1 pseudogene is annotated in these 411 nt (G+C 61.3%); it reads left to right on the forward strand.

Annotated features, from left to right (window positions below):
• Positions 1–175 precede the first annotated feature (175 nt).
• Positions 176–411: pseudogene (locus tag RNB18_RS52925) on the forward strand (hypothetical protein); the annotation flags it as partial.

Below are 411 nucleotides of genomic sequence, written 5' to 3' on the forward strand. Positions count from 1 at the left end.
GGAATGACAATGTCGACCAACTCGACGGGCTGCTTCTTGCTCCGGGAGATCACACCACGCACTGTCTGAGGCATGCCTATAACTTAATGCAAACCGGACAGGTGTCCAATTAGTGTTCGGATATCGTCGGCGCCGAATCTCGGTCTGGTCACCCATCTCCGGGATACGGTGAGTTGTGGCCGACGATCGAACCCAATTGCTGGTGGTGGCCCGCACGGCGTATCGCCGAAATGACTGGCGCACCAGCTACGAATCCTTCAGCCTCGTCGACGGGGTGCAGACCCTCGACACCGACGATCTTGCCGTGTACGCCTCGGCGGCCTGGCGCCAGGGGCACGGTCGGGAATCCGTACGGATCAACGAACAGGTGCACACGCGTCTGCTGCGCACCGACCCCGTGCAGGCGGCGAT

The organism is Streptomyces doebereineriae (assembly GCF_031845645.1).
Lineage (GTDB): Bacteria > Actinomycetota > Actinomycetes > Streptomycetales > Streptomycetaceae > Streptomyces > Streptomyces canus.